This window comes from Pseudomonas sp. EMN2, from assembly GCF_009650555.1.
Taxonomy (GTDB): Bacteria; Pseudomonadota; Gammaproteobacteria; order Pseudomonadales; family Pseudomonadaceae; genus Aquipseudomonas; species Aquipseudomonas sichuanensis.
Genome location: NZ_VZZR01000055.1, coordinates 1 through 20,258, shown reverse-complemented (window position 1 = coordinate 20,258; position 20,258 = coordinate 1). Strand labels below are relative to the sequence as shown.

At 63.0% G+C, this 20,258-nt stretch carries 18 protein-coding genes and 1 tRNA gene; 16 read left to right on the top strand and 3 right to left on the bottom strand.

Annotated elements, in window-relative coordinates; genetic code table 11:
• The first annotated feature begins 226 nt into the window (after positions 1-226).
• The 5 genes from F6X61_RS17295 to argR all read left to right on the top strand — a co-directional run bounded on the left by F6X61_RS17295 (position 227) and on the right by argR (position 4,358).
• The gene (locus F6X61_RS17295; RefSeq protein WP_153787635.1) at positions 227-1,012 is read left to right on the top strand and encodes an ABC transporter substrate-binding protein; all 786 of its coding nucleotides are present in this window, start codon (positions 227-229) and stop codon (positions 1,010-1,012) included.
• 91 nt (positions 1,013-1,103) lie between these two features.
• A complete protein-coding gene (locus tag F6X61_RS17290; protein ID WP_110991921.1) occupies positions 1,104-1,793 on the top strand; it encodes an ABC transporter permease in 690 nt (229 codons plus the stop codon).
• Positions 1,790-2,488 carry an ABC transporter permease gene (locus F6X61_RS17285; protein ID WP_153787634.1) on the top strand — a complete coding sequence of 233 codons (699 nt, stop codon included), beginning with the start codon at positions 1,790-1,792 and terminating at the stop codon, positions 2,486-2,488. The genes F6X61_RS17290 and F6X61_RS17285 overlap by 4 nt, the downstream gene beginning before the upstream one ends.
• A gap of 22 nt (positions 2,489-2,510) precedes the next feature.
• Positions 2,511-3,275, top strand: coding sequence for an ABC transporter ATP-binding protein (locus F6X61_RS17280; protein ID WP_110991919.1), 765 nt, complete (start codon positions 2,511-2,513; stop codon positions 3,273-3,275).
• Between the two features lie 102 nt (positions 3,276-3,377).
• A complete protein-coding gene (gene argR, locus F6X61_RS17275) occupies positions 3,378-4,358 on the top strand; it encodes a transcriptional regulator ArgR (RefSeq protein ID WP_153787633.1) in 981 nt (326 codons plus the stop codon).
• A 10-nt stretch (positions 4,359-4,368) separates the two neighbouring features.
• On the opposite strand, the gene F6X61_RS17270 is transcribed toward argR, so the two are convergent.
• The 3 genes from F6X61_RS17270 to F6X61_RS17260 are packed head-to-tail and all read right to left on the bottom strand — an operon-like array spanning position 4,369 to position 7,191.
• Positions 4,369-5,571 (bottom strand): radical SAM protein, encoded by a 1,203-nt coding sequence (locus F6X61_RS17270; protein ID WP_153787632.1) that lies wholly within the window; start codon positions 5,569-5,571, stop codon positions 4,369-4,371.
• Positions 5,558-6,637, bottom strand: coding sequence for a hypothetical protein (locus F6X61_RS17265; RefSeq protein WP_153787631.1), 1,080 nt, complete (start codon positions 6,635-6,637; stop codon positions 5,558-5,560). The genes F6X61_RS17270 and F6X61_RS17265 overlap by 14 nt, the downstream gene beginning before the upstream one ends.
• Positions 6,634-7,191 carry a hypothetical protein gene (locus F6X61_RS17260; protein WP_153787630.1) on the bottom strand — a complete coding sequence of 186 codons (558 nt, stop codon included), beginning with the start codon at positions 7,189-7,191 and terminating at the stop codon, positions 6,634-6,636. Before F6X61_RS17260 ends, F6X61_RS17265 begins: the two co-directional genes overlap by 4 nt.
• A gap of 384 nt (positions 7,192-7,575) precedes the next feature.
• On the opposite strand from F6X61_RS17260, the gene F6X61_RS17255 reads away from it, so the two are divergent.
• From F6X61_RS17255 to F6X61_RS17205, 11 genes are all read left to right on the top strand, one after another.
• Positions 7,576-8,796, top strand: a complete 1,221-nt coding sequence (locus tag F6X61_RS17255; RefSeq protein ID WP_153787629.1) for an aspartate aminotransferase family protein — start codon at positions 7,576-7,578, stop codon at positions 8,794-8,796.
• A gap of 149 nt (positions 8,797-8,945) precedes the next feature.
• Positions 8,946-9,965 carry an arginine/ornithine succinyltransferase subunit alpha gene (gene aruF, locus F6X61_RS17250; protein ID WP_153787628.1) on the top strand — a complete coding sequence of 340 codons (1,020 nt, stop codon included), beginning with the start codon at positions 8,946-8,948 and terminating at the stop codon, positions 9,963-9,965.
• A 55-nt stretch (positions 9,966-10,020) separates the two neighbouring features.
• Complete coding sequence (astA, locus tag F6X61_RS17245) at positions 10,021-11,049, top strand: arginine N-succinyltransferase (RefSeq protein WP_153787627.1); 1,029 nt, start codon at positions 10,021-10,023, stop codon at positions 11,047-11,049.
• The gene (gene astD, locus F6X61_RS17240; protein ID WP_153787626.1) at positions 11,050-12,513 is read left to right on the top strand and encodes a succinylglutamate-semialdehyde dehydrogenase; all 1,464 of its coding nucleotides are present in this window, start codon (positions 11,050-11,052) and stop codon (positions 12,511-12,513) included.
• A 23-nt stretch (positions 12,514-12,536) separates the two neighbouring features.
• A complete protein-coding gene (gene astB / locus F6X61_RS17235; RefSeq protein ID WP_153787625.1) occupies positions 12,537-13,886 on the top strand; it encodes an N-succinylarginine dihydrolase in 1,350 nt (449 codons plus the stop codon).
• 15 nt (positions 13,887-13,901) lie between these two features.
• Positions 13,902-14,192 (top strand): topoisomerase II, encoded by a 291-nt coding sequence (locus tag F6X61_RS17230; RefSeq protein WP_110991912.1) that lies wholly within the window; start codon positions 13,902-13,904, stop codon positions 14,190-14,192.
• 10 nt (positions 14,193-14,202) lie between these two features.
• A complete protein-coding gene (gene astE, locus F6X61_RS17225) occupies positions 14,203-15,210 on the top strand; it encodes a succinylglutamate desuccinylase (protein WP_110991911.1) in 1,008 nt (335 codons plus the stop codon).
• Positions 15,211-15,615: 405 nt separating this feature from the next.
• A complete protein-coding gene (gene alaS, locus F6X61_RS17220; protein WP_145964611.1) occupies positions 15,616-18,240 on the top strand; it encodes an alanine--tRNA ligase in 2,625 nt (874 codons plus the stop codon).
• 83 nt (positions 18,241-18,323) lie between these two features.
• Positions 18,324-19,559: an aspartate kinase gene (locus F6X61_RS17215; RefSeq protein ID WP_153787624.1), complete on the top strand. Its 1,236-nt coding sequence runs from the start codon at positions 18,324-18,326 to the stop codon at positions 19,557-19,559.
• Between the two features lie 169 nt (positions 19,560-19,728).
• Complete coding sequence (gene csrA, locus F6X61_RS17210; RefSeq protein WP_003254503.1) at positions 19,729-19,917, top strand: carbon storage regulator CsrA; 189 nt, start codon at positions 19,729-19,731, stop codon at positions 19,915-19,917.
• A gap of 72 nt (positions 19,918-19,989) precedes the next feature.
• A tRNA-Ser gene (locus F6X61_RS17205) sits at positions 19,990-20,080 on the top strand.
• The last annotated feature ends 178 nt before the right edge of the window (positions 20,081-20,258 follow it).

Here is a 20,258-nt window from a genome sequence, read left to right as displayed (position 1 = left end):
CATAATCAGCGAGAGCTGTCAATATCGCCCGCCGCGGTTTCAAGCGCTTCTGTAACTAGTTGTCGCTTTGAAGAAATATCGACTACCGGGCTGTCGCTAAAATGCCACTCACTCGCTCGTGGTCTGCGACCTTGGTCGAAACCTGCGCGGCTCGCGTTGTACCCATTCGCATATCGGGCAGCCGTTACACCTGCCTTGTATTGCCCCGTACCGATGGAGTTACCTGATGAAGAAGCTTGCACTGCTTGGCGCCCTGGCGCTTTCCGTGTTTTCCCTGGTATCGCAGGCCGATGAGAAGCCGCTGAAGATCGGTATCGAAGCCGCCTACCCACCCTTCGCCTTCAAGCAACCCGACGGCAGCATCGCCGGCTTCGACTACGACATCGGCAACGCCCTGTGCGAAGAGATGAAAGCCAAGTGCACCTGGGTCGAGCAGGAATTCGATGGCCTGATCCCGGCGCTGAAAGTGCGCAAGATCGACGCCATCCTGTCGTCCATGTCGATCACTGACGATCGCAAGAAGTCGGTCGACTTCACCAAGCGCTACTACCTCACTCCGGCTCGCCTGGTGATGAAGGAAGGTTCCACTGTCAGCGCCAGCCTGGATGAACTCAAGGGCAAGAAGATTGGTGTTCAGCGTGGCTCGATCCACGACCGCTTCGCCAAGGAAGTCCTGGCCCCGAAAGGCGCCACTGTCGTCCCATACGGCACCCAGAACGAAATTTACCTGGACGTGGCGGCCGGTCGCCTCGACGGCACCGTGGCCGACGCCACCCTGCTCGAAGACGGCTTCCTGAAAACCGACGCCGGCAAGGGCTTCGCCTTCGTCGGCCCGTCGTTCACCGATGTGAAGTACTTCGGTGATGGCGTGGGTATCGCCGTGCGCAAGGGTGACGACGCCAACCGTGAGCGCATCAACAAGGCCATCGACGCGATCCGCGCCAACGGCAAGTACAAAGAGATCGAGAAGAAGTACTTCAACTTCGACATCTACGGCCCAGACGCTCAGTAAGACGTCGGGTTTCACCTGTGCAATGGTGCAAACAGCAGAATCTCTGAGGTTTGCACCATTTTTCATTCCCAAGCCCTGAGGAATTGCAATCATGTTGAAAGGCTATGGGGCAGTCATCCTCGATGGGGCGTGGCTGACGCTGCAGCTCGCCCTGTCGTCGATGGCCCTGGCCATCGTCCTCGGCCTGATCGGTGTGGCGCTGCGCTTGTCGCCGGTGCGCTGGTTGGCCTGGCTGGGTGACCTGTATTCCACGGTGATCCGTGGCATCCCTGACCTGGTGTTGATCCTGCTGATCTTCTACGGCGGCCAGGACCTGCTCAACCGGCTGGCGCCGCTGCTGGGCTATGACGACTATATCGACCTGAACCCGCTGGTGGCCGGTATCGGCACCCTGGGCTTCATCTTCGGGGCCTATCTGTCGGAAACCTTCCGCGGCGCCTTCCTGGGCATCCCCAAGGGGCAGGCCGAGGCCGGTGCGGCGTATGGCATGAGCAACCTGCAGGTGTTCTTCCGCATCATGGTGCCGCAGATGATTCGCCTGGCGATCCCGGGTTTCACCAACAACTGGCTGGTGCTGACCAAGGCGACCGCGCTGATTTCGGTGGTCGGCCTGCAGGACATGATGTTCAAGGCCAAGCAGGCGGCCGATGCCACCCGCGAACCCTTCACCTTCTTCCTGGCGGTGGCGGCGCTGTACCTGGTATTGACCAGTGTCTCGCTGCTGGCGTTGAAGTACCTCGAGAAGCGCTACTCGGTTGGCGTCAAGGTGGTTGAACTATGATCTTTGACTACAACGTCATCTGGGAAGCCATGCCGCTGTACCTGGGCGGCCTGCTGACCACGCTGAAGCTGCTGGCGCTTTCGCTGCTGTTCGGCCTGCTGGCGGCCATTCCGCTGGGCTTGATGCGGGTTTCCAAGCAGCCGGTGGTGAACATGACCGCCTGGCTGTACACCTACGTCATTCGCGGCACGCCGATGCTGGTGCAGCTGTTCCTGATCTACTACGGCCTGGCCCAGTTCGAGGCGGTGCGCGAAAGCTTCCTGTGGCCGTGGCTGTCCAGCGCGACCTTCTGCGCCTGCCTGGCGTTTGCCATCAACACCAGCGCCTACACCGCCGAGATCATCGCCGGCAGCCTCAAGGCCACGCCCCATGGCGAGATCGAGGCGGCCAAGGCAGTCGGCATGTCGCGCTTCAAGATGTACCGTCGCATCCTGCTGCCGTCGGCCCTGCGCCGGGCGTTGCCGCAGTACAGCAACGAGGTGATCATGATGCTGCAGACCACCAGCCTGGCGTCGATCGTCACCCTGATCGACATCACCGGTGCCGCGCGCACGGTCAATGCCCAGTACTACCTGCCTTTCGAGGCCTACATCACGGCGGGCGTGTTCTACCTGTGCCTGACCTTCATCCTGGTGCGCCTGTTCAAGATGGCCGAACGCCGCTGGCTCGGCTACCTGGCGCCGCGCAAGCACTGACCGCTCTGTGAGAACCGACAGCATGTACAAACTTCAAATCCAAGACCTGCACAAGCGCTACGGCAGCCACGAGGTGCTCAAGGGCATCTCCCTCGAAGCCAAGGCAGGCGACGTGATCAGCATCATCGGCTCCAGTGGCTCGGGCAAATCGACCTTCCTGCGTTGCATCAACATGCTCGAGCAGCCGCATGCGGGCCGGATCCTGCTCAACAATGAAGAGCTCAAGCTGGTGGCCGGCAAGGACGGCGCGCTCAAGGCCGCCGACCCGAAACAGCTGCAGCGCATGCGTTCGCGCCTGTCGATGGTGTTCCAGCACTTCAACCTGTGGTCGCACATGACTGCGCTGGAGAACGTCATCGAGGCCCCGGTGCACGTGCTGGGCGTGAACAAGAAGGAAGCGCTGGAAAAGGCCGAGCACTACCTGAACAAGGTCGGTGTCGCCCACCGCAAGGACGCATTCCCCGGGCACATGTCCGGCGGCGAGCAGCAGCGTGTGGCCATCGCCCGTGCCCTGGCCATGGAGCCCGAGGTGATGCTGTTCGACGAGCCGACGTCGGCACTGGACCCCGAGCTGGTGGGCGATGTGCTCAAGGTGATGCAGTCGCTGGCCCAGGAAGGCCGCACCATGGTGGTGGTCACCCACGAGATGGGCTTTGCCCGAGAGGTTTCCAACCAGCTGGTATTCCTGCACAAGGGCCTGGTGGAAGAGCGCGGCTGCCCGCGTGAAGTGCTGGTCAATCCGCAGTCCGAGCGACTCAAGCAGTTCCTCTCCGGCAGCCTCAAGTAAAGGCTGCACTTTGCACCATAATGGGGCATGCTGCGCTGCGCGCGCGGCATGCCTTGGCGCCACGAGCGCGAACCTTCCCCTCCAGGTTTCGGACCACGCCCTATGACCACCCAGCGAATCGGATTTCTCATCTGGCCCAGCACCAAGCCGCTGACCCTGGCGTTGGCCGACGAGGTGTTGCAGGTGGCCCAGCGGGTGCATCCGGACGTGGTCTACGAGCTGGTCTACTTGCAGGCCGAGGCCGGGCAGGAGGGCGCCTGGCGCCTGCCGGGCGAGGCCTGGAATGGCCGCTTGGAGGGCTGCCAGAAGTTGTTCCTGCTGGCCGACGAGCCGCCGGCGGCGATCAGTTCGGCGCTGTCGGCCGCACTCAAGCAGCTGGCGCGCAGTGGCTGCATGGTCGGCGGGCTGTCCGCCGGGGTCTATCCGCTGGCGTCGATGGGGCTGCTCGATGGGTACCGCGCTGCGGTGCACTGGCGTTGGCAGGACGATTTTGCCGAGCGGTTCCCCAAGGTGATTGCCACCAGCCACCTGTTCGATTGGGACCGGGATCGCCTGACCGCCTGCGGCGGCATGGCGGTGACCGACCTGTTGCTGGCGGTGCTGGCGCGTGACCACGGCGCCGAACTGGCGGGTGCGGTATCCGAAGAGCTGGTGGTCGAGCGTATTCGTGAAGGTGGTGAGCGCCAGCGTATCCCGCTGCAGAACCGCCTGGGTTCCAGCCATCCGAAGCTCACCCAGGCGGTGCTGCTGATGGAGGCCAATATCGAAGAGCCGCTGACCACCGACGAGATCGCCCAGCATGTGTGCGTGTCCCGTCGCCAGCTGGAGCGGATCTTCAAGCAGTACCTCAACCGGGTGCCGAGCCAGTATTACCTGGAGCTGCGCCTGAACAAGGCGCGGCAGATGCTGATGCAGACCAGCAAGTCGATCATCCAGATCGGCCTGTCGTGCGGGTTCTCCTCCGGGCCGCATTTCTCCAGTGCGTACCGCAACTTCTTTGGCGCCACGCCGCGTGAAGACCGCAACCAGCGGCGCAGCAGCAGCCCGTTCGAGCTGAGCTCGGCGCCGGCCGAGAAAGGCTGAGGTCGCTTGCTCAGCAGGCTCGGTCGATGCGCAGGTTGTGCATGTCCGGGCAGGCGGCGAGGATCCCGAGCGGTTCGTTTAGCAGGCGACGGGCCGTGCGGGCATAGAGTGGCGACCCAATGATGTCTTCGATGGGTTGCTCGGTAATATTGCCGAAAGCGATTTCGGGAAACTGCTTGGTCATTACCACCCGGCCGTCGATGTCGATATCCAGTTTCACGCCCATCTTGTAATAGGGATTTTCCGGCTGGTAGCGGCCCTGGTAATAATCCTGCAGTTGCTGGGGCGCGAGGTTCGGGCTGATCAGCACGGGAATCGTGCTGGGATGAGCCTTGATCCGGGCTATGGCGCCTTTGACCATGTTCAGATAATTGTCATCGAACTGGCCGAGATCGTAGCCGTCGGCCGAATGCGCCTGTTCGCCGTGTTCGGCGCAGAACTGGTTGAACTGTTTTCGGGCGGGCGCGTTGGCGATCCACAGGTGATTGAACACCATCCAGTCCACGCCCAGGGCCTCGCACTCTTCGATGATCGCTTCGCTGTGAAGCATGTTGCTGGCGAGCAGGGTCGATTCAACGCCGACTATCCAATCCAGGCCGTCGCGCTTGGCTTGGGCCAGGCGCCGAATGGCATCGGTGGTCACGGCATGGTAGCCATCGCCGCGTATGGCGTCGTGTACGGCCCTGGGGCCGTCGATCGAGATGAGGAAGGCCAGGCGGTCATGGTAGCGGCTCAAGGTGTCGAAGTGCTTGTCCAGCAGTGTGCCATTGGTGCAGATCACCATGGGGCAGCCCAGTTCTGCCAGGGTTTGCACGAAGCGGGAAAACTGTGGGTGGAGCATGGGTTCACCGCCCGTCAGCACGACTTCGCAAGGGTGTTGGCGGAGGAATTCGAACAGGTGATGGCACTCGTCGAACTCTAGGCGGGTTTTCTTCAGGTTGCGGTGGAAACCCGTGGCGCTGGCGTGGTCTATGCCGTCTTCGCGCCATTGGAAGCACATGGAACAGCGCAAATTGCAGGCGCTGAGCAGTTTCAGGGAAATCTTGGAGATGCCCTCGGTGCTGACCTGGCCGGTGTCTGCAAAGCCCTGGATGGCTGTTTTGAGGCGTTCGGCGCGTTCGATGTAGCGCGCCATGTAGCTGGCATTGCGCTGCAGAAAGCGCTGCCGGGCTGTGTCGCTGGGTACAGGCTGGGTAACTTCAGTGGTCCACATCGGAACGTTTCTCCATGCTCAGTAAGTAAGTGCTGATGGTCTGGGTAGCGTTTGTTGCGATCAGGGCGCGAGCGTTTCTGCTCAGGTGCACACCGCGGCTGGGGAGGCTGTCCAGGGCTTGGTTGAGCTGTTCGGGGGACGTCACGTCCAGCGCGGCGTCGTTATCGAGAAAATGCGCCGCATTGCAGCGTTCGTGCTCGGTGATTGGAGGGGCCAGCAGTAGCGGGCAGCCGTTCTGCGCGGCTTCGCTCAGGGTCAGGCCACCAGGCTTGGTGATGATCGCCCAGGCCTGGGCGTAGAGGGGGGTAAGGCCGGATTGTGTTGTGTGCAGTTGCAGGCGACCTGACTGAACGGCCTGGGCGTGCCGTTGCGCGAGTGTTTCGAGCAGGCCTGGATTGTCGCCGCACAGTGCAGTGACCCTGGTTACGGCGGGATGTGCCAGAGCCGGCTCGAGGCAATCGTAGGCGCTGCCAAGCCCCCATCCGCCACCGCAGACGAGCAGGTGGCCAGGTGAGGGGCGCGGGGTGGCCGGTGTGTGTTCCAGAGGGATGCCGAGTGGCAGCAGCGGTACGTTTCGTGCCCCAAGCCAGTCCAGCGTAGCGTTGTTCAGTCGTTGCGCAGTGATCAGTGCGTCGACCTCGATGCGCCAGCCTGGGGACGTGCAGTAGTCGCCGAGCACGCCCACGACCCGGTACCGCAGCCCAAGTCGGGAGCGCAGGTGCAAGAGAAAAAATGCCGCCAGGTAGCTGGTGGCCACCGCTACGCTGACCTGGCTGAGCGCTTGTCGCGCTTTCGGTGTCGGCCAGTGCAGCACGCTCAGCAGCCGGTACAGCAGGCGGAATCGCCAGGGCTGACGGAACCACAGGCTCAAGTTGTCCTGTTGCCGCTGGCAGTCGCTGCGGTAACGATCCAGCAACCTGTTGTGCAGCCACGCGGGGATGAGTTCGCGCAGCGAAATCACCGAGCTGCAATGCCCCGATGAGGCCAGCTCTGCCTGCAGTCGCCTGGCGATCACCAGTGGCCCGAGCCCGGCTTCGACATGCACCAGTGCAATGGTCGCGCTCACGCTGGGATGTGCCTGGCAGCGAGGCTGTCGCGCATTGCCTGTAGATCGATGAGTTGGATGCACATGTCGCTGCCCTGGCCATAGAAGTCTTTGAGCGTTGCGCTGTCGGTGGCGCCGAGCTTGCTCCAGATGGATTGCATGTTGCTTTTGCCGGGCGATGTGAAGGTTTCCACGTAGCCATGAGTGGCGTCGGTGTGCTGGAGGATGTGCAGGAGCGTGTCGAACTGAATGCGCATTTTCACCAGGCCTGGTAGAGAGCGTGCGGCGATGAAGAATCCGCCCCACACCACGTGCGGGGGGTCGCATCGGCGTTGCAGATAGCCGCACAGGCCAACCCGCTGGCCTTCGATGTGGTACTGGAAATAGCGCCGACCATCATCAATGCCGGCTGCTTGGCAGCGCACGTGGTACTGGCTTGTCGCCAGCGCCTCATGAGCCAGTTCTGTCGGCGCGTTAGCGTGTAGAAATGCCGGCAGTTGATCCAGGGTGAGCGCGCTGCGCTGTAGTCGTCCGGGGTTGGGGCGCGCTGCCATGCGGGCAAAATCGAAGCGCATTTGCTGGGGTCCTTGTAATAGCTTGATACGAGCGGCTGCTCAGTCATGCAGCGGGTAGATATGTTAAGGAGAGGAACTGGGCGCGAGATGTAAGGCGCACGCCCGATCCGTGTAGGGCCTTTCATGGATGTAAAGCAGTGGGGGGCTGGGTTATGCCCTGTGGCGCGCGCTTTGTGGGGGTGCGGGATTTTTTCCATCGGCTGCACAGCGGCGTTAAACTGCGCGATTGCGACAGTGTTTGTCGCATTGCCGAAAACCTGCTGAAAACAGGGTTTTGCGCTGTAACAAGTTGTCGCCTGGCAGCAAGGACAGGCGCCGATCAGTCCTTACAATCCCCCCATCGCTCGCCACTTCCAGGCCAGCGTTCCTCTTCAGGAGACTCAGATGTCCGTTGAGCAAGCCCCGGTGCAACGTGCCGATTTCGACCAGGTCATGGTCCCCAACTATTCTCCGGCGGCCTTCATTCCTGTGCGAGGCGAGGGCTCCCGAGTCTGGGACCAGTCGGGTCGCGAATTGATCGACTTCGCCGGCGGTATCGCCGTCAACGCCCTGGGCCACTGCCACCCGGCGCTGGTCAAGGCGCTGACCGAACAGGCCAACACCCTCTGGCACGTCTCCAACGTGTTCACCAACGAGCCGGCCCTGCGCCTGGCGCACAAACTGGTGGACGCGACCTTTGCCGAGCGTGCGTTCTTCTGCAACTCCGGCGCCGAAGCCAACGAGGCCGCCTTCAAGCTGGCCCGTCGCGTCGCCCATGACCGTTTCGGCCCGGACAAGCACGAAATCATCGCCACGGTTAACAGCTTCCACGGCCGCACCCTGTTCACCGTCAGCGTCGGTGGCCAGCCCAAGTACTCCGACGGTTTCGGCCCGAAGATCACCGGCATCAGCCACGTGGCCTACAACGACCTGGAAGCGCTGAAGGCACAGATTTCCGACAAGACCTGCGCCGTGGTGATCGAGCCGATCCAGGGCGAGAGCGGTGTGGTTCCGGCCGACAAGGCGTACCTGGAAGGCGCCCGCAAGCTGTGTGATGAGCACAACGCCCTGCTGATCTTCGATGAAGTGCAGACCGGCGTCGGCCGTACCGGCTCGCTGTATGCCTACCAGCATTACGGCGTCACCCCGGACATCCTCACCAGCGCCAAGAGCCTGGGCGGCGGCTTCCCGATCGGCGCCATGCTGACCACCAGCGAAATCGCCAAGCACCTGGCCGTCGGCACCCACGGCACCACCTATGGTGGCAACCCGCTGGGCTGCGCCGTCGCCTGCGCAGTGCTGGACGTGATCAATACCCCAGAGACGCTGGCGGGCATCAAGGCCAAGCACGAGCGCTTCAAGACCCGCCTGGAGAAAATTGGCCAGCAAACCGGCCTGTTCACCCAGGTGCGTGGCGTCGGCCTGTTGCTCGGCTGCGTGCTCAGCGACGCCTGGAAAGGCAAGGCCAAGGACATCCTCAACGCCGCCGAGAAGGAAGGCCTGATGGTGCTGCAGGCAGGCCCCGATGTGGTGCGCTTCGCCCCGAGCCTGGTGGTCGAGGATGCCGACATCGACGAAGGCCTGGACCGCTTCGAGCTTGCCGTGGCCAAACTGACCCAGGGCTGATCGCCCGGTAGTCCCTTCGCCCGCCTTGCGCACGATCAGGGCGGGCGAATCCTGAATTTCAATGCGGGCACCTGCTTGCAGGTAGTGGCGCGTGCCCGCTGTTTTCCCGTGCCGATTGATCGGCGCGCTTTCCCGAAAGGAGTGACACCATGCTGGTGATGCGCCCCGCGCAAATGGCTGATCTGAACGAAGTGCAGCGCATGGCTGCCGACAGCCCCATTGGTGTCACCTCGCTGCCGGACGACGCCGGCCGCCTGGGCGACAAGATCGCCGCCTCGGAAACCTCCTTCGCCGCCGAAGTGAGCTTCAATGGCGAAGAGAGCTACTTCTTCGTGCTCGAAGACAGCGCCACCGGCAAGCTGGTCGGCTGCTCGGCCATCGTCGCCTCTGCCGGCTACTCCGAGCCGTTCTACAGCTTCCGCAACGAGACCTTCGTGCATGCCTCGCGCGAGCTGAAGATCCACAACAAGATCCACGTCCTGTCACTGTGCCACGACCTCACCGGCAACAGCCTGCTGACCAGCTTCTATGTGCTGCCGGAGCTGGTGAACAGCGCCTTCGCCGAACTCAATTCCCGAGGCCGTCTGCTGTTCATGGCCGCGCACCCGGAGCGCTTCGCCGAGTCGGTGGTGACCGAAATCGTCGGCTACAGCGACGAGCAGGGCGAGTCGCCGTTCTGGGACGCCATCGGGCGCAACTTCTTCGACCTCAACTATGCCGACGCCGAGCGCCTGTGCGGCCTGAAGAGCCGTACCTTCCTCGCCGAGCTGATGCCGCACTACCCGATCTATGTGCCGCTGCTCCACGATGAGGCCCAGGAAGCGATGGGCCAGGTGCACCCGCGTGCGCAGATCACTTTCGACATCCTCATGCGTGAGGGCTTCGAGACCGAGCACTACATCGACATCTTCGACGGCGGCCCGACCCTGCATGCCCGTACTTCGGGCATCCGCTCGATCGCCCAGAGCCGTGTGGTGCCGGTCAAGCTTGACGAAACGCCGGTCAAGGGCGGCCGCCCGTACCTGGTGTGCAACGGCCAGTTGCAGGACTACCGCGCGGTGCTGCTGGAGCTGGACTGGGTGCCGGGCAAACCGGTCAGCCTGAACAGCGAAGCCGCCGATGCCCTGGGCGTCGGCGAGGGTGCCAGCGTGCGCCTGGTAGCGGTCTGATTAGCCGGAACAGAGAGTTTCGCGGCGGGCACAGACCGCCGCACAAGGAGATAGCATGATCGTTCGTCCTGTACGCAGCAGCGATTTACCCGCGCTGATCGAATTGGCCCGCAGCACCGGCACCACCGGGCTGACCACGCTCCCGGCCAACGAAGAACGCCTTGGCCAGCGTGTCGGCTGGGCCGAGAAGAGCTTCCGCGGTGAAGCCGAGCGCGGCGACACCGACTACCTGTTCGTGCTGGAGAACGACGAAGGCCTGGTGGTCGGCATCAGTGCCATCGCCGGCGCCGTTGGTTTGCGTGAGCCCTGGTACAACTACCGGGTGGGGCTGACCGTCAGCGCCTCGCAGGAGCTGGGCATCTACCGCGAAATCCCCACGCTGTTCCTGGCCAACGACCTGACTGGCAACTCCGAGCTGTGCTCGTTGTTCCTGCGCAGCGACTATCGAAGCGGCCTCAACGGCCGCCTGCTGTCCAAGGCGCGGATGCTGTTCATCGCCGAGTTCCCGCAACTGTTCGGCAACAAGATCATCGCCGAGATGCGCGGCATGTCCGATGAATCCGGGCGCTCGCCATTCTGGGAAAGCCTGGGCCGGCACTTCTTCAAGATGGAGTTCAGCCAGGCCGACTACCTTACCGGGGTGGGCAACAAGTCGTTCATCGCCGAACTGATGCCCAAATTCCCGCTGTACACCTGCTTCCTGTCGCAGGCTGCGCGCGACGTGGTCGGCCGCGTGCACACCGACACCGAGCCTGCGCTGGCCATGCTCAAGCGCGAAGGCTTCAACTACCAGGGGTATGTCGACATCTTCGACGCCGGCCCGGCCATCGAGTGCGAAACCTCGAAGATCCGTGCGGTGCGTGAAAGCGAAACCCTGGTACTGGCTGTCGGCACGCCGGGTGACGACGCCACTCCTTACATCATTCATAACCGCAAGCGCGAAGACTGCCGCATCACTGCCGCGCCGGCGCGCCTTGCCGCAGGCACCCTGGTGGTCGATCCGCTGACCGCCAAGCGCCTGCGCCTGGGCGCCGGCGACAATGTGCGCGCGGTGCCGCTGTCCGCCGGCCGGGAGGCTCAGTAAATGACCACGCATTACATCGCAGGCAAATGGCTGGCTGGTCAAGGCGAAGCCTTGCAGTCGCTCAATCCCGTCACCCAGGCGGTGGTCTGGGCCGGGCAGGGCGCCGATGCCGCTCAAGTTGCAGCGGCAGTGGACGCGGCGCGCCAGGCGTTCCCTAACTGGGCGCAGCTGAGCCTGGACGCGCGTGTCGCGGTGCTCGAGGCGTTCGCCGAAAAGCTCAAGGCCCGTGCCGAGGAGCTGGCACGCTGCATCGGTGAAGAAACCGGCAAGCCCTTGTGGGAATCGGCCACGGAAGTCACCAGCATGGTCAACAAGGTGGCGATCTCGGTACAGAGCTACCGCGAACGTACCGGCGAAAAGAGCGGCCCGCTGGCCGACGCCACGGCCGTGCTGCGCCATAAGCCCCATGGTGTGGTGGCAGTGTTCGGCCCGTACAACTTCCCCGGCCACCTGCCCAACGGCCACATCGTCCCGGCCTTGCTGGCGGGCAACTGCGTGGTGTTCAAGCCAAGTGAACTGACCCCAAAGGTTGCCGAGTTGACCGTGCAGTGCTGGATTGAAGCCGGGCTGCCTGCCGGTGTACTCAACCTGGTGCAGGGTGCTCGCGAAACCGGCGTGGCGCTGGCTGCCAACCCGGGTATCGATGGCCTGTTCTTCACCGGCTCCAGCCGCACCGGCAACTTGTTGCACCAGCAGTTCGCCGGGCGCCCGGACAAGATCCTGGCCCTGGAGATGGGCGGCAACAACCCGTTGGTGGTGGACGAGGTCAAGGACCTGGACGCTGCGGTCTACACCATCATCCAGTCGGCGTTCATTTCCGCCGGCCAGCGCTGCACCTGTGCCCGGCGCCTGTTGGTGCCCCAGGGCGCCTGGGGCGACCAACTGCTGGCGCGCCTGGTCGAGGTCAGCCGCAGCATCAGTGTCGGCGCTTTCGACCAGCAGCCGGCACCCTTCATGGGCTCGGTGATTTCGCTGCAGGCCGCCCGCGCGCTGGTCGCTGCCCAGGCTGACCTGCTCGCCAAGGGCGCCGTGGCGCTGCTGGAGATGACCCAGCCACAGGCCACAGCGGCATTGCTGACCCCGGGCATCATCGATGTCACCGCCGTGACCGGCCGCCCGGACGAAGAATTCTTCGGCCCGCTGCTGCAGGTGATCCGCTACAGCGATTTCGACGCGGCGATCAACGAGGCCAACAACACCCAGTACGGCCTGGCCGCTGGGCTGCTGTCGGACTCCAACGCCCGTTACCAGCACTTCTGGCTGCGCAGCCGCGCCGGCATCGTCAACTGGAACAAGCAGCTGACCGGTGCCGCCAGCAGCGCGCCGTTCGGCGGTGTGGGTGCCAGCGGCAACCACCGCGCCAGCGCTTACTACGCGGCCGACTATTGCGCCTACCCCGTGGCTTCGCTGGAGACCGCGAGCCTTGTCCTACCGGCCACCCTGACGCCGGGCGTCACCCTATAACAACAGGTCTCGGAGCCTTGCCGATGAAATCCTACGAAGTGAATTTTGATGGCCTGGTGGGGCCGACCCACAACTACGGTGGCCTGTCCTACGGCAACGTGGCCTCGCAAAGCAACAGCCAGCAGGGCTCCAACCCGCGCGAAGCAGCGCGCCAGGGCCTGGCCAAGATGAAGGCGCTGATGGAAATGGGCTTCCAGCAGGGCGTGCTGGCGCCGCAGGAGCGCCCGGATGTGGCGGCCCTGCGCAGCCTGGGCTTTACCGGCAGCGACGCCGAGGTGATCCAGCGCGCGGCGAAAGAAGCCATGCCATTGCTGGTCGCCAGTTGCTCGGCCTCGAGCATGTGGGTGGCCAACGCCGCCACGGTCAGCCCCAGCGCAGACACCGCCGACGGCCGCGTGCACTTCACTGCCGCCAACCTCAACTGCAAATACCACCGCAGTATCGAACACCCGACCACCAGCCGTGTGCTGGGGGCCATGTTCAATGACGACAAGCACTTCGCCCACCATGCCGCGCTGCCGGCGGTGGCGCAGTTCGGTGACGAAGGCGCGGCCAACCACACGCGGTTCTGCCGAAATTACGGCGATGCCGGCGTCGAGTTCTTCGTCTATGGCCGCAGCGCTTTCGACAGCCGCTATCCGGCGCCGCAGAAGTACCCGGCGCGCCAGACCCTGGAAGCCTCGCAGGCAGTCGCCCGGCTGCACGGCCTGCGCGACGATGGCGTGGTCTACGCTCAACAGAACCCGGCGGTGATCGACCAGGGCGTGTTCCACAACGATGTGATCTCGGTGGGTAACGGCGAGGTGCTGTTCTACCACGAGGACGCCTTCCTCGAGACCGACGCCGTGCTCGGCCAGCTGCAGGCTAAACTGGCCGGCAAGGGTGGCCAGTTCCAGGCCATCTGCGTGCCGCGCTCGGCGGTGACGGTGGAGGACGCAGTGCGTTCCTACCTGTTCAACAGCCAGCTGCTCAGCCGCGCAGACGGTTCCATGCTGCTGGTGGTGCCGGAAGAGTGCCGCAACAACGAACGCGTCTGGGCGTACCTGGGCCAGTTGACCAGCCAGGGCGGCCCGGTGAAGGAGGTCAAGGTGTTCGACCTCAAGCAGAGCATGCAGAACGGCGGTGGCCCGGCTTGCCTACGTTTGCGTGTGGCCTTGAAGGAAACGGAACTGGCGGCGGTCAATCCAGGCGTTATCATGACCGCCTCGCTGTACGACACCTTGGTGCAGTGGGTCGACAAGCACTACCGCGATCGCCTTGGCGAGGCGGACCTGGCCGACCCGCAGTTGCTGATCGAATGTCGTACGGCATTGGATGAGCTGACCCAGATCATGAAGCTGGGCTCGGTGTATCCGTTCCAACGCCAACCTTGATAGAGAGAAATTGCAATGTCCGACGCCCTGCGCCTGATCCTGGAAGATGAAGACGGCACCCAGCTGGAAACCTCCTGCACGCGCTTTGCCGTGGTCTGGCAAGGCAAGGAAGTGTGGATCCAGCAGGACGGCCGCGGCCAGCTGCTGATCGGTGTCGATGTCGACGAGAACGACACCGAGTACGCCAACCTGCTGTTGCGTCCGATGGCTACCAACCTGGTCAGCCTGCAACTGGAAATGGAGCCGGCAGAGGTCGGTGATGACGACGATCACGTCCATGGCCCGGACTGCGGCCACCACCACTAAGGAAGTGCCTATGCTCGCCCTCGGCAAACTGCTTGAGCTGACCCTGACCGATCACGAACCGGCCGAGAAGACCCAAGTGACACCCAAGGGCGCGCGTTTGCGCTGGCTGGGGGAGGGCGCACTGGAAGTGCGTCCGCCCGAAGGCGATGACAGCGGGCTGGATCTGCTGCTGTCGGCCGGGATTCACGGCAACGAGACAGCGCCAATCGAGCTGCTCGAGCGGCTGCTGCATGGTGTGGCCAACGGCAAGATCAAGCCCCGTGCGCGGGTGTTGTTCCTGTTCGGCAACCCGGCGGCGATCCGCAAGGGCGAGCGCTTCATCGAGCAGGACATCAACCGCCTGTTCAATGGCCGGCATGAGCTTTCCAGTGGCTTCGAGGCTTTGCGCGCCGCTGAGCTTGAGCAGTTTGCCCGGGTGTTCTTCAGCAAGCCGGAACGCACCCGCCTGCACTACGACCTGCATACCGCGATCCGCGGTTCCAAGATCGAGCAGTTCGCCTTGTATCCCTACAAGGAGGGCCGCACGCATTCCCGGCGTGAGCTGGCTCGCCTGGCTGCGGCGGGGATGGAGGCAGTGCTGCTGCAGAGCAAGTCTTCGATTACCTTCAGTGCCTTCACTTATGAACAGCTGGAGGCCGAGGCCTTCACCCTCGAACTGGGCAAGGCGCGGCCATTCGGGCAGAACGAAGGCGTCAATCTCGACAAGCTCGAAGAACGTCTCATCCAGATCATCGAAGGTACCGAGCCTGAGACCGGCGACTCGCTCGACGGCCTGAAGCTGTTCAGTGTTGCCCGTGAGATCATCAAGCACAGTGACAGCTTCCACCTGCATCTGCCGGCGGACATCGAGAACTTCTCCGAGTTGAGCAAGGGCTACCTGCTGGCCGAGGACCTGGCCGAAACGCGCTGGGTGGTGGAGGAGGAGGGCGCGCGGATCATCTTCCCCAACCCCAAGGTGAAGAACGGGCTGCGCGCCGGGATCCTCATCGTGCCGGACTCGGGGCAGCGGTTGGCCTGATACCGGCAATTGCAGGCACCTGAATCTGGCGTGGGAGCGGGCTTGCCCCGCGATCACGTCTGGCCTGGCGAGCACGTTGGCGCTGCCGGTGCTGATCGCGGGGCAAGCCCGCTCCCACGTTGCGAGGTCAGACTGCTTTTGGATCCCTTCGGTGATGAAATTCTTTTAATTCACCAAGCTGTTAATTTTCCCCGCCCCAGGACCCTAATTGGCTTGCCAGTAGCGAAACGCTGGCTTTAGCATCGCGGTCATGCCGTTTTCAATTGCTGTAGTCCGACAAACCGTCCAATCGACGGTTTCTATCGCATAAACACACTGCACCGAGACTGCAGGACCGATATAATGCGGCCCTTTGCCGTCGTTTCGTCGATTCGACGTGTGGCCGCCGTTTCCGTGGAAGAACCTATGAAAAGCGCAGAAATCCGTGAAGCCTTCCTCCGCTTCTTCGAAGAGCAGGGACATACTCGCGTTGCCTCCAGCTCCCTGATCCCGGGCAATGACCCGACCCTGCTGTTCACCAACGCCGGCATGAACCAGTTCAAGGACTGCTTCCTCGGCCAGGAAAAGCGCGCCTACACCCGCGCGGTGAGCAGCCAGAAGTGCGTACGCGCTGGCGGCAAGCACAACGACCTGGAAAACGTCGGCTATACCGCCCGTCACCATACCTTCTTCGAGATGCTGGGCAACTTCAGCTTCGGCGACTATTTCAAGCGTGACGCCATCACTTTCGCCTGGACCTTCCTGACTTCGGACAAGTGGCTCAACCTGCCGAAGGAGAAGCTGTGGGTCACCGTCTACGCCAGCGACGACGAGGCCTACGACATCTGGACCAAGGAAGTCGGCGTGCCCGCCGAGCGCATGGTACGCATCGGTGACAACAAGGGCGCCCCGTACGCCTCGGACAACTTCTGGACCATGGGCGACACCGGCCCGTGCGGCCCGTGCACCGAGATCTTCTACGATCACGGCGCCGACATCTGGGGCGGCCCACCCGGCTCGCCGGAAGAAGACGGCGACCGCTACATCGAGATCTGGAACAACGTCTTCATGCAGTTCAACCGCACCGCCGATGGCGTCCTGCACCCGCTGCCAGCACCGTCGGTGGACACCGGCATGGGCCTGGAGCGCATCAGTGCGGTGATGCAGCATGTGCACTCGAACTACCAGATCGACCTGTTCCAGAGCCTGTTGGCCGCGGCCGCCAAGGCCATTGGTTGCAGCAACGACGAGCAACCTTCGCTGAAAGTGGTCGCTGACCATATCCGTTCCTGCGGCTTCCTGATCGCCGACGGTGTGCTGCCGTCGAACGAAGGCCGTGGCTACGTGCTGCGCCGCATCATTCGTCGCGCCTGCCGCCACGGCAACAAGCTGGGCGCCACCGGCAGCTTCTTCCACAAGATCGTTGCCGCGCTGGTCGCCGAGATGGGCGAAGCCTTCCCTGAGCTGAAAAGCCAGCAGGCGCACATCGAGCGCGTGCTCAAGACCGAAGAAGAGCAATTCGCCAAGACCCTGGAGCAGGGCCTGCGCATCCTCGAGCAGGACCTGGCCCAGTTGCAGGGCAAGGTCGTACCGGGCGACGTGGTGTTCAAGCTGTACGACACCTACGGCTTCCCCATGGACCTCACCGCCGACATCGCCCGCGAGCGCGAGCTGACCATCGACGAGGCCGGCTTCGAGCGTGAAATGGAGGCCCAGCGTGAGCGTGCCCGCTCCGCCAGCGCTTTCGGCATGGACTACAACAGCCTGGTCAAGGTCGATACCGCCACTGACTTCCTCGGCTACGATGCCACCGAAGGGCAGGGCAAGGTCATTGCCCTGTACAAGGACGGCCAGGCGGTCGAGCAGTTGGGCGAAGGCGAAGAGGGCGTGGTGATCCTGGATCGCACCCCGTTCTACGCCGAGTCCGGCGGCCAGGTGGGTGACTGCGGTTACCTGCAGGCCGGCGCCGCGCGCTTCGATGTGCGCGACACCACCAAGACCGGTGGCGCCTTCCTGCACCACGGCGTGGTTGCCAGCGGTGCACTGACCGTTGGCGCAGCCGTCGATGCGCGCGTCGATGCCGATGTCCAGCACGCTACCTCGCTGAACCACTCCGCCACCCACCTGCTGCACGAAGCACTGCGTCAGGTACTGGGCGAGCACGTACAGCAGAAGGGCTCGCTGGTCGACAGCCAGCGCCTGCGTTTCGACTTCAGCCACTTCGAGGCCGTCAAGCCTGAGCAGATCAAGGCGCTGGAAGACATCGTCAATCGTGAAGTGCGCCGCAACACCGAGGTGCAGACCGAGCTGACCGACATCGAGACCGCCAAGGCCAAGGGCGCCATGGCGTTGTTCGGTGAGAAGTATGGCGACACCGTGCGCGTGCTGAGCATGGGCGGTGATTTCTCCGTCGAGCTGTGCGGTGGCATCCACGCCAAGCGCACGGGCGACATTAGCCTGTTCAAGATCATCAGCGAAGGTGGCGTGGCCTCTGGCGTGCGCCGTATCGAAGCGGTCACCGGTGCCGCCGCGTTGGCCTACCTGAACGCTGCCGAAGAGCAGGTCAAGGAAGCCGCGCAACTGGTCAAGGGCAACCGCGACAACCTGATCGACAAGCTGTCGGCTGTGCTCGAGCGCAACCGTCAGCTGGAAAAGCAGCTGGAACAGCTGCAGGCCAAGGCCGCCAGCGCCGCCGGGGACGATCTCTCCAATGCGGCCGTTGAGGTCAAGGGCGCCAAGGTGCTCGCCGCCCGCCTGGATGGGCAGGATGGCAAGGCCTTGCTGGCGCTCGTCGATCAGCTGAAGAACAAGCTCGGCCATGCAGTGATCCTGCTGGGCAGCGAGCATGAGGGCAAGGTCGTGCTGGTGGCTGGCGTGACCAAGGACCTCTCCGGCCAACTCAAGGCTGGCGATCTGATGAAGCAAGCCGCTGCGGCGGTGGGTGGCAAGGGTGGTGGTCGCCCGGACATGGCCCAGGGTGGTGGCGTCGACGTCGCCGCGCTGGACAATGCCTTGGCCCTGGCTGTGCCGTTCGCCGAGCAGGGACTTTGAGATGAGGCGGCCGTCGGTCTAGTCGGCGGTCGCTTCATGTTGGATTGTTTTTTGGGGCCCCCTGGGGCTGAGGCACCTTTGAAATGGCGTTGATCGTACAGAAATTTGGCGGCACCTCTGTCGGTTCCATCGAGCGGATCGAGCAGGTAGCCGACAAGGTCAAGAAATTCCGTGAGCAAGGCACTGACCTGGTGGTGGTGCTGTCGGCCATGAGCGGCGAAACCAATCGCCTGATCGACCTGGCCAAGCAGATTACCGACAAGCCAGAGCCTCGCGAGCTGGACGTGATTGTTTCGACCGGTGAGCAGGTCACCATCGCCCTGTTGACCATGGCGTTGATGAAGCGTGGCGTGCCTGCGGTGTCGTACACCGGCAACCAGGTACGTATCCTCACCGACAGCGCGCACAACAAGGCGCGCATCCTGCAGATCGACGACCAGAAGATCCGCGCCGACCTCAAGGCCGGCCGAGTGGTCGTGGTTGCAGGTTTCCAGGGTGTTGACGAGCACGGCAACATCACCACGCTCGGCCGCGGTGGCTCCGACACCACCGGTGTGGCGCTCGCAGCGGCCCTGAAGGCCGACGAATGCCAGATCTACACCGATGTCGACGGCGTCTACACCACCGACCCGCGTGTCGTTTCCCAGGCCCAGCGCCTGGAGAAGATCACCTTCGAGGAGATGCTGGAAATGGCCAGCCTCGGCTCCAAGGTGCTGCAGATCCGTTCGGTGGAGTTCGCCGGCAAGTACAACGTCCCGCTGCGCGTGCTGCACAGCTTCAAGGAGGGTCCGGGTACCCTCATTACCATTGATGAAGAGGAATCCATGGAACAGCCAATCATTTCCGGTATCGCCTTCAACCGTGATGAGGCCAAGCTGACCATTCGTGGCGTCCCGGACACTCCAGGCGTTGCCTTCAAGATCCTCGGCCCGATCAGCGCGGCGAACATCGAAGTCGACATGATCGTGCAGAACGTTTCGCACGATAACACCACCGACTTCACCTTCACCGTGCACCGCAACGAGTACGAAAAGGCACTGAGCGTGCTGGAGAACACCGCCCGTGAGATCGGTGCGCGTGAAGTGGTGGGTGATACCAAGATCGCCAAGGTGTCGATCGTTGGCGTTGGCATGCGTTCGCACGCCGGTGTTGCCAGCCGCATGTTCGAAGCCCTGGCCAAGGAGAGCATCAACATCCAGATGATCTCCACCTCCGAGATCAAGGTCTCGGTAGTGATCGAAGAGAAGTACCTGGAGCTGGCCGTTCGCGCGCTGCACACTGCGTTCGAACTCGATGCTCCTGCCCGACAGGGCGAGTAAGACGTTGCCTGGAAGGGCGCGGCTTGCCGCGCCCTTTGCGTTTCTGGCTGCCAGTCGCGCCCTTGTCCAGGTGCAGCTGGCGGTTTGTCCGGGCCAGTGCCGTCGTCCGCGGCCGGGCCCTGCTTAATCAAAGACTGTTGTCCCTGAAGTTACATGTGAGGAGAAAACTATGCTGATTCTGACTCGTCGGTGCGCCGAGAGCCTGATCATTGGTGACGGTGAGATCACCGTGACGGTCCTGGGTGTCAAAGGCAACCAGGTGCGTATCGGCGTGAGCGCGCCAAAGGAAGTGGCCGTTCACCGCGAGGAAATCTACCTGCGGATCAAGAAAGAGAAGGACGAGGAGCCAAGCCTTTAATTTTTTTGAAGTTTTTTTCAAAAAAAGGGTTGCAAACGAGGAAGGGTGTGTTTAATATTCGCCTCGTGTTGCGGTGAGGTGGCCGAGTGGCCGAAGGCGCTCCCCTGCTAAGGGAGTATACCTCATAAGGGTATCGGGGGTTCGAATCCCCCCTTCACCGCCATTATTTGCGTAGGGCGCTGTAAACGGTAAGAACGCTAAGTAGTTGATTTTAAACGAAAAAGTTCTTGCAAAAATGTTTCGGCGACCTATAATGCGCGGCAAGACACGGACTCATAGCTCAGCTGGATAGAGTACTCGGCTACGAACCGAGCGGTCGGAGGTTCGAATCCTCCTGAGTC